Source organism: Arthrobacter sp. A2-55 (genome assembly GCF_025548615.1).
Classification (GTDB): Bacteria; Actinomycetota; Actinomycetes; order Actinomycetales; family Micrococcaceae; genus Specibacter; species Specibacter silviterrae.
On record NZ_JAJLOZ010000052.1, the window covers coordinates 25,910 to 34,083 of the forward strand.

Here is an 8,174-nt window from a genome sequence, read left to right on the forward strand (position 1 = left end):
GCAAGCGTAGCGTGGTGCCATGACAGTTCAGGTTTATGCCCACCGGGGTTCCTCCGGCCACTTTGCCGAGCACACCCGCGCAGCCTATCTGCAGGCCCTGGCCGACGGCGCCGACGGGGTTGAGTGCGACCTCCACCTCACCGCTGACGGCCACCTGGTGCTGCTCCACGACGACGACGTCGACAGGACCTCCGACGGCACTGGCCCCGTGGCGGAGAAGACCCTCGCGGAGCTGAGGGGCCTGGATTTCAGCTCATGGAAGGGCACGGCCATCCCGGAGGAATTCGGCGGCACCGCGGAGCAGCTGCTGACTTTGGGGGAACTGCTGGACATTCTGGCGGGGGCCGGGCGGCCAGTCGGCCTGGCGATTGAGTTCAAGTACGGTGCGCTTTTTGATGCCGCGCTGGTGGACGCCGCACTGTCCCTGCTGGCCGGCCGCGGCTGGGCCGCGGACGCGGGGCCGGCGGCACTGGCGTCCGGCAATGTCAGGGTTTCCTTCATGAGTTTCCATCCGGATGCCGTGAAGTACCTGGCGGAGCGCGTGCCGGCGGAGCTGATCTGCCAGCTGCTGGAGGAAGTGGAAGTGGGGGAGGTGCGCGAGGAGCTCGACGTCGGCCCCATCGCCGGGCACACCGTGGCCTTCTTCATGCGCCGCGCCGTGGCAGAGGGTGAATCCCTGCTGGACCGCGGCGTCGCCCACCTCGCCGGGCCCGGCGTCGACTACCTGCGCGCAAACCCCGAAAAGACTGCGGGCTGGCTGGCTGCAGGGCGGCGTTTTCGGGTCTGGACGGTGGACACTGAGGAGGAACTGCGGCTCTGCCTGGAGGCGGGCGTGGCCGAGGTGACCACCAACCGTCCGGCAGAAATCAAGGCGCTGCTGTCCGGCATGTGATTGCATGGGGTCATGGCCTCACGGATTGAAGATTATGCGCTGCTCTCCGATTTGCACACCGCCGCGTTGATTGGCCGGGACGGCAGCCTTGACTGGCTGTGCTTCCCCCGCTTCGACTCGCCGTCGGTTTTTGCCGCCCTGCTGGGCACCGAACACCACGGGCGCTGGCTCATGGCGCCAGTGGACGGAAAGGTGGTGCGCCGGTCCTACGTGGGGCGCAGCTTTGTGCTGGAAACGGAGTGGGAATCCGCCACGGGAACAGCACGCGTCACCGAGTTCATGCCCACCGAGGACAGGCGGGCCTCCGTGGTGCGGCGCATTGAAGGGCTGTCCGGCAGCATGGAATTCCGGCAGGAAATCACCATGCGCCCCGGCTACGGTGCGGTGCTGCCGTGGGTCCGGCGCGTCCGCCAGGACTCTGGCCACCCGGCCATCCTGGCCGTTGCCGGGCCGGACGCCCTGGTGCTGCGCGGCGCTGAGCTGCCCCACGCCGTCGACCATAAACACGGCGGCCGGTTCACGGTGGCGGCGGGGGACAAGGTTGAGCAGGAACTCATCTGGTACCCGTCTCACCGGCCCCTCCCTGCCGACATCGACCTGGACGCGGCGCTGCGGGACACTCTGGCGTATTGGGGCAGCTGGGCTGAAATGTGCAGCGAGGACGGGAAGTATGCACCGTTTGTGGAGCGTTCCCTGCTGGTGCTGCGCGCCCTGACCCATGAGGACACAGGCGGCATCGTGGCGGCGGCCACCACCTCGCTGCCGGAGGACTTTGGCGGGGCCCGGAACTGGGACTACAGGTTTTGCTGGCTGCGGGACGCTGCACTCACGCTGGAGGCCATGCTGACCCACGGCTATGAAAACGAGGCCCTGCGGTGGCGCGACTGGCTGCTGCGGGCCGTGGCCGGTGACCCCGAGGACCTGCAGATCATGTACGGGCTCTCCGGGGAACGGCAGCTGGCCGAGGGCGTGCTTGAGCACCTGCCGGGCTATGAAGGATCTGTGCCGGTGCGGATCGGCAACGGTGCCGTGGGCCAGTACCAGGCTGACGTGGTGGGCGAGGTGCTGGTGGCCATGGAAAAACTGCGCCTGGCCGGCGGCAAGGAGGACCACTTCTCCTGGCCGCTGCAGCAGGCCCTGTTGAAGTTCGTGGAGCGGCACCTGGCGGAACCGGACCACGGGATCTGGGAAATGCGCGGGGACCTGAAGCACTTCACGCACTCGCGGGTCATGATGTGGGCCGCGTTCGACGCCGGCGTCCGGGCCGTCCGCGACCACGGGCTGAAGGGGCCCGTGGAGCACTGGGAAATGCTACGCGAACAGCTGCGGACGGAAGTCATGGAGCAGGGCTTCAACAAGGAATTGAACACCTTCACCCAAACGTATGGCGGCACCACCACGGACGCCTCACTGCTGGTGATTCCGATGGTGGGCTTTGTGGACCATGGTTCGCCGGAAATGCTGGGCACGGTTGCCGCGCTGGAGGCCGAGCTCGTGGACCACCACGGCCTGCTGATGCGGTACCGCACGGACAGCGGCGTGGACGGCCTGGCCCCCGGCGAACATCCGTTCCTGGCCTGCTCCTTCTGGCTCGTGGAGCAGTATGCACACACGGGGCGCCGGGCCGAAGCGGTGGCCCTCATGGACCGGCTGGTGGGCTATGCCAACGAGCTGGGGCTGCTCAGCGAGGAGTACGACGCCGACAGCGCGCGCATGGCCGGAAATTTCCCGCAGGCCTTCTCCCACCTGGCGCTGGTGCGGGCGGCGGACGCCCTGCACGAGACAGACAGTGGCAACACTGCAGGCGCCGGGGACGCCTGAGAACGTGAAACCATGGGTGCATGAAGTTACGTGAGTCGCCGGCAGCCAAGATCGGTGCGTCGATCGCCGTTGCCACGGGCCTCTACGGGGTGTCCTTTGGGGCGCTTTCCGTGGCGTCGGGGCTGTCATTTTGGCAGACCATGGCCCTGAGTTTTCTGCTCTTCAGCGGCGGTTCCCAGTTTGCCTTCATCGGCGTGGTTGCCGGCGGCGGCTCCGGCGTCGCGGCCATGAGCGCCTCCGCGCTGCTGGGCATCCGCAACGGCGTGTACGGGATGCAGCTCAACGCCCTCCTCCGGCCCGCCGGCTGGCGGCGCTTTGCCTCCGCCCATCTCACCATTGACGAATCCACGGCCACCGCCACGGGCCAGGCCGATCCGGCAGAGCAGCGGCGCGGTTTCTGGGTCGCGGGCCTGGGCATTTTTATCTTTTGGAACATCATGACGGCCGTGGGCGCCGTGATTGGCAATGCCCTGGGCGACCCCAAGCAATGGGGCCTTGACGGCGCCGCCGTGGCAGCATTCCTGGGCCTGCTCTGGCCGCGCATCAAGGCGTTTCAGCCGGCCGCCATTGCGGTGGTGTGTGCCGTGGTGACGCTGCTTGCCGTGCCGTTTGTCCCGCCGGGCGTGCCCATTTTGGTCGCTGCGCTGGTGGCCGGGCTCATCGGCTGGTTCCGGCACGGGCGCACCCCGGACCATGCCCCCGGCCACGTGGATGACGGCCTGGAGCCGGACATTGAGCCGTACAGGCACGACGCCGGCACCCGGCCGCCGCGCCCCGCCCGCCTGGGGCAGGGGGAAGACGCGTGAGCCTGTGGATCTGGGTGCTGGTGGCGGCCCTGCTGGCCTACCTGACAAAGCTGCTGGGCTACCTGGTGCCGGCCAAGGTCCTGGCGAATCCGCGAATGTCGCGCGTGGCCGGGACCCTGACCATCGGGCTGTTGGCGTCGCTGACGGTGGTGAACGCGGCAGCCACGGGGACCGCCGTCGTGCTTGATGCCCGGGCCGGGGCCCTGGCCGCGGCCGCCGTGGCGCTCTGGTTCAAGGCGCCGTTTTTGTTGGTGGTGCTGGTGGGGGCCCTGGCCGCGGCCGGGCTGAGGCTACTGGGCTGGCCCTGAGCCGTAGGGGTTCTGGCCCTGCGCGTTGGGGTCCTGCTGGCCGGGCTGCTGATCGGGATAGGCCTGGCCCGGGTAGGCTTGGCCGGGGTACGGCTGCTGGGCGTACGGCTGCGGCTCGGGATAGGCCTGGCCGGGGTAGGGCTGCTGGGGGTACGGCTGCGGCTGCCCCTGGTAGGCCTGGCCGTATTGCTGCGCGAACTGCTGGGCGTACTGCTTTTGGGCGGCGGAAACGTACTGCGGCCCCCTGTACGGGGTGTCGCCGTAGGAAAGAATGCTGGCGAAGACCACCGGGATGAACACCAGCCCCATGGTGAAGGCGGCATCCTTGCCAAACGCCTTGGCGATGTCATTCAGGATGACAATCTGCATGTAAATGTTGAAGTACGGGATGAACAGGAACCAGAAATGGGATTCCGGCCGACCCGCAATTTTGACCAGGATCCACTGGTTGTAGAACGGCACATAGGCCTTCCACTTCGCGTACCCGGCCTTGCTGAACACCCCGGCCCACATGATGCCGGCCACCACCAATGCCAGCACAATGATGAACAGGTAAAAGAACATCAAGGCCGCTATCAGGCCCATGGCTGCGGCCGGATCGACGCTGGAACTGCCGTAGGGGGCGGGGTTTGTGGCGCCAAGCACGGCGGCGAGGGAAGTGGCAAGCATAGTTGAACCTTATAGTGGGGCGCACCCGGCAACCAATGGGGAGGAGTCCCCTTCTGGTGAATAGTGGAAGAAGCAAAGACTCCCGGGGCAATAATGGGAGGGAAAGCACCAATTAAGAGGAGATTTCCATGATCGTGGCATTTTCAGTTGCACCCAGCGGCACCCCGTCCGGTGCGCCTGCGGGAACGGGCGACGACGCCTCCGTGCACACGGCCGTCGCGGCTGCCGTCAAGGTGGTCAGGGAATCGGGGCTGCCCAACCGCACCAGCTCCATGTTCACCGAAATCGAGGGCGACTGGGACCAGGTCATGAATGTCGTCAAGCGCGCCACCGAGGCCGCGGGCCGCTACGGCTCCCGTGTGTCACTTGTCCTGAAGGCAGACATCCGCCCGGGCCACACCGGCGAGCTGACGGGCAAGATTGACCGCCTCGAGGGAGCCCTGGGGACCCTCGGGCGCTAGGCTGGGGCCATGGTTGAGCATCAGCGCCAGCCCGGTTGGGCTGAGGTCGAAGAATACTTGTCCGCCACGCTCGTGCGGGGAGGCGGCGACATGGACGCCGTCATCTCCAGCATTGACCGCGCCGGCATGCCCCGGATCGAGGTGGCCCCCACCGCGGGAAAGCTGCTGATGCTGCTGGCCCGGATCCAGGGCGCACGGCGCGTGCTGGAGATCGGCACGCTGGCCGGCTTCAGCACCATTTGGCTGGCCCGCGGGCTTCCCGGCGACGGCCACATCACCACGTGCGAGTTCCTCCCCGAACACGCCGCCGTCGCCCGCGGCAACATTGACGCCGCCGGGTTTGGGGCCATGGTGGACATCCGCATTGGGCCCGCCCTGGACACCCTGCCCACCTTGGCGGGAGGGGAGCCCTATGACTTCGTGTTCATCGATGCGGACAAGGGCAACGACACCAACTATTTGCAGTGGGCGCTGAAGCTGACCCGCCCCGGCAGCGTGATCGTCATGGACAACGTGATTTGGGAGGGCACCATCCTGGACCCGGGGGATGATCTGGACGCCGCCGCCATCCGCGCTGCGCTGGACTTCATGGGGGCCAGCGATTCCCTCGAGGCCACTGCCATCCAGACCGCAGGCTCCAAGGGCTGGGACGGTTTCGCCATTGCGGTGGTGAAGTAGTTTTTGGCCTGTGCCGGCTCGGCTACGCTGGTCGGGTGACCATCAAGCTGCGCCCCGCCACCTCTGACGATGCCGAAGCGGTGATGCGCCTGCACCTGCAGTGCCATGAGGAGGCGTACGGCCGCCACCTGCCGCCGTCGTTCTTCGCCATGCGACGCGAGACGCTGCCTGGCCGCGTGGACAACTTGCGCCGGGGGATCGAGGCCGGGCATATTCCCATGCTGGCATACGACGGCGGCGGGCTGCTTGGGCTTGCGGCCGGCGGTCCCGCCCAGCACGCCGACGCGCCCGTTCCGGTGGAACTGTACATGCTGTACATCCTGCAGCGCGCCTACGGAAGCGGTGCCGGCCAGCTCCTGCTGGACGCTGCCATAGGACACGAGGCCGCTTTCCTGTGGGTGCTGGCCGACAATCCGCGCGCCCAGGCGTTCTACGCAAAGAATGGGTTTGCCCTTGACGGGGCCAGCGATGTTTTGGGCGACGACTGGCACAACTTGCCCGAGGTGCGCATGGTCCGCGCCGCGGTGGCGCCCTGATGGGACGCCAGAGGCCGCCCAGGAACGCCGTGGTTGAGCCGGACGCCGCCCTGTCCGGCCCCGTGGCCGGGCTGTACCCCACCGACACCGGCACGGCGGAGTTGATTGCCGACGGCGACAACCCGAATGGCTGGCTGCTCATGCTCAACGGCGTGCAGAGCTCCCATGTGGACCTGGCCGATCCCCTGCGCCTGGAATTCGAATACATGCGCTGGATCATGGCGCTGGTGGCGGACCGCTGGGCGCCGGACGCGCGCCTCCGGACGCTGAGCCTTGGCGGGGCTGCCTGCTCCATGCCCCGCTACCTGGTGGCTGCCTACCCGAATTCCCGCAATGTGGTGGTGGAAATTGACGGAAAGCTCGCCGCCCATGTCCGCGACTGGTTCGACCTTCCCCGCGCACCGCTGCTGAAAATCCGGGTGGGGGAGGCCCGGGAGGTCACGGAATCCCTGGCCCCTGCCAGCCGGGAGCTCATTATCCGGGACGTGTTTGCCGGGGCCAGGACTCCCCATGCGCTGATCACGGCCGAGTTCACGGAAGCGGCCCGCAAGGTGCTTATTCCCGGCGGCGTATATGTCGTGAACTGCGGCGACTCGCCCGCGCTGGCCACGGCCAGGCGGGAAGCGGCCACGATCGCCGCGGCGTTCGGGCACACCGCCATCATTGCCGATCCGCCCATGCTCAAGGGCCGGCGGTCGGGAAACATCATCATCGCCGGCAGCGATTTGCCCCTGGGCGACGGCCCCGGGTTGCCGCGCGCGCTGCTGGGGGGTGCCATGCCAGCCCAGCTGTGGGGCGACGCCAAGGTGCGCCAATTCGGCCAAAGCGCCCTGGTGCTCCACGACGCCGGTGCCTGAGAAAGCCAGCTAATCTGGGATTGGAGACGTCAGCGGCGGGCCCTGGGCCAGCGTTATGACCGGGCGCTGCGGAGCGTGGACAGAAAGGCGGCGGGAAATTAAATTGACAGACACAAGCAGGACCCCATCCAAGGTCCCGGCGGCGGACAATACGCTGCGCATCCTCAAGCTGCTCTCCTCCAAGCGGGGCCCGCTGGCGGCGTCCACCATCGCCACCACACTGGACCTGCCGCGCTCCAGCGTTTACCACTTGCTCGGCGTGATGGAGGCCAGCGGCTTTGTCATGCACCTGCATGAGGAGCAGCGCTACGGCCTGGGCATTGCAGCCTTTGAACTCAGCAGCGCCTATTCACGCCAGGAACCGCTGTCCCGGCTGGGCCGGCCCCTGCTCGAGGCCCTTGTTGACCGGATTGGCGAAAGCGCCCACCTGGCCGTGCTGCACGGGCGCGACGTCCTCTACATTGTGGAGGAGCGGGCGAAGCACCGCCCGTCCCTGGTGACCGACGTCGGCGTGCGGCTTCCCAGCCACCTCACCGCCAGCGGGCGCGCCATTTTGGCAGCGCTGCCCAAGTCGCAGGTCCGCGCGTTGTATCCGAATGCTGCGGCGTTTAGTTCGCGCACCGAGGTTCCGGACCCCATCGGCAAGTACTCCACGCTCTCCGCGCACCTGGACCAGGTCCGGCAACGCGGATACTCCACGGAAAACGGCGAAGTCACGGAGGGGTTCGGCTCCGTGGCGGCTGCTGTCACCGACCACCTTGGCTGGCCCGTGGCGGCCGTGGCCGTGACGTTCCTGGAGGCCAAGGTGCCGGCGTCGGAGTGGCCCGCGCTGGCCAGGCGGGTCACCAAGGTGGCGGGCGAGCTTTCGGTGCGGATTTACGGCCGCCCCGGCAGCTGACCGTCCCGCCGCCCGAGCCCGCGCGGCGAGTCCGAACCGGCGGCGAAAGGAAGTTCCATCCCCCACCCGATCCTCCCTCACTTTATGGCCGTTTCTCCCCGACGCTCCCTCATCTTTCGCGGTCTTTTTCGATACGCTCCATCACTTCCTTGCGAGGCGAGCGGCGGGCAAACAGCCGCCGCGAGAGTTGCGAGGGAGCGTCGCCGGAAACACCGCGAAACGTGAGGGACCGTCGCGGGAAAGACCGC

Annotated in this window: 10 protein-coding genes; 9 read left to right on the forward strand and 1 reads right to left on the reverse strand. The window is 67.6% G+C overall.

Annotated features, from left to right (window positions below; translation table 11 throughout):
* The first annotated feature begins 19 nt into the window (after positions 1-19).
* Genes LPN03_RS14225 through LPN03_RS14240 form a run of 4 tightly spaced genes read left to right on the forward strand, consistent with a single transcriptional unit; the run spans position 20 to position 3,827 of the window.
* Positions 20-892, forward strand: a complete 873-nt coding sequence (locus LPN03_RS14225) for a glycerophosphodiester phosphodiesterase (RefSeq protein ID WP_262454732.1) — start codon at positions 20-22, stop codon at positions 890-892.
* A gap of 12 nt (positions 893-904) precedes the next feature.
* The gene (locus tag LPN03_RS14230) at positions 905-2,713 is read left to right on the forward strand and encodes a glycoside hydrolase family 15 protein (protein ID WP_262454733.1); all 1,809 of its coding nucleotides are present in this window, start codon (positions 905-907) and stop codon (positions 2,711-2,713) included.
* Positions 2,714-2,733: 20 nt separating this feature from the next.
* A complete protein-coding gene (locus LPN03_RS14235) occupies positions 2,734-3,519 on the forward strand; it encodes an AzlC family ABC transporter permease (protein ID WP_262454734.1) in 786 nt (261 codons plus the stop codon).
* Complete coding sequence (locus LPN03_RS14240; RefSeq protein WP_262454735.1) at positions 3,516-3,827, forward strand: AzlD domain-containing protein; 312 nt, start codon at positions 3,516-3,518, stop codon at positions 3,825-3,827. Before LPN03_RS14235 ends, LPN03_RS14240 begins: the two co-directional genes overlap by 4 nt.
* Here LPN03_RS14240 and LPN03_RS14245 read toward each other — a convergent pair.
* Positions 3,810-4,496 (reverse strand): DUF5684 domain-containing protein, encoded by a 687-nt coding sequence (locus LPN03_RS14245; RefSeq protein WP_262454736.1) that lies wholly within the window; start codon positions 4,494-4,496, stop codon positions 3,810-3,812. The two genes, LPN03_RS14240 and LPN03_RS14245, sit on opposite strands and share 18 nt — an antisense overlap.
* A gap of 128 nt (positions 4,497-4,624) precedes the next feature.
* On the opposite strand from LPN03_RS14245, the gene LPN03_RS14250 reads away from it, so the two are divergent.
* Genes LPN03_RS14250 through LPN03_RS14270 form a run of 5 tightly spaced genes read left to right on the forward strand, consistent with a single transcriptional unit; the run spans position 4,625 to position 7,926 of the window.
* Positions 4,625-4,957 (forward strand): MTH1187 family thiamine-binding protein, encoded by a 333-nt coding sequence (locus LPN03_RS14250; RefSeq protein WP_262454737.1) that lies wholly within the window; start codon positions 4,625-4,627, stop codon positions 4,955-4,957.
* Positions 4,958-4,966: 9 nt separating this feature from the next.
* Complete coding sequence (locus LPN03_RS14255; RefSeq protein ID WP_262454738.1) at positions 4,967-5,635, forward strand: O-methyltransferase; 669 nt, start codon at positions 4,967-4,969, stop codon at positions 5,633-5,635.
* Between the two features lie 35 nt (positions 5,636-5,670).
* Entirely contained in the window at positions 5,671-6,171 is a 501-nt protein-coding gene (locus LPN03_RS14260) for a GNAT family N-acetyltransferase (RefSeq protein ID WP_262454739.1), read from the forward strand.
* Positions 6,171-7,028, forward strand: coding sequence for a spermidine synthase (locus LPN03_RS14265; protein WP_165180385.1), 858 nt, complete (start codon positions 6,171-6,173; stop codon positions 7,026-7,028). The genes LPN03_RS14260 and LPN03_RS14265 overlap by 1 nt, the downstream gene beginning before the upstream one ends.
* Positions 7,029-7,083: 55 nt before the next feature.
* On the forward strand, positions 7,084-7,926 hold the full coding sequence (locus LPN03_RS14270) for an IclR family transcriptional regulator (RefSeq protein WP_410468600.1): 843 nt from the start codon (positions 7,084-7,086) through the stop codon (positions 7,924-7,926).
* Positions 7,927-8,174: the final 248 nt, after the last annotated feature.

What these genes read in the sequence shown, in the direction of transcription:
- LPN03_RS14225 (WP_262454732.1), top strand. Translation starts at nt 20, where the DNA reads ATGACAGTTCAGGTTTATGCCCACCGGGGTTCCTCCGGCCACTTTGCC.
- LPN03_RS14270 (WP_410468600.1), top strand. Translation starts at nt 7,084, where the DNA reads ATGACCGGGCGCTGCGGAGCGTGGACAGAAAGGCGGCGGGAAATTAAA.
- LPN03_RS14235 (WP_262454734.1), top strand. Translation starts at nt 2,734, where the DNA reads ATGAAGTTACGTGAGTCGCCGGCAGCCAAGATCGGTGCGTCGATCGCC.
- LPN03_RS14255 (WP_262454738.1), top strand. Translation starts at nt 4,967, where the DNA reads ATGGTTGAGCATCAGCGCCAGCCCGGTTGGGCTGAGGTCGAAGAATAC.
- LPN03_RS14245 (WP_262454736.1), bottom strand. Translation starts at nt 4,496, where the DNA reads ATGCTTGCCACTTCCCTCGCCGCCGTGCTTGGCGCCACAAACCCCGCC.
- LPN03_RS14250 (WP_262454737.1), top strand. Translation starts at nt 4,625, where the DNA reads ATGATCGTGGCATTTTCAGTTGCACCCAGCGGCACCCCGTCCGGTGCG.
- LPN03_RS14265 (WP_165180385.1), top strand. Translation starts at nt 6,171, where the DNA reads ATGGGACGCCAGAGGCCGCCCAGGAACGCCGTGGTTGAGCCGGACGCC.
- LPN03_RS14230 (WP_262454733.1), top strand. Translation starts at nt 905, where the DNA reads ATGGCCTCACGGATTGAAGATTATGCGCTGCTCTCCGATTTGCACACC.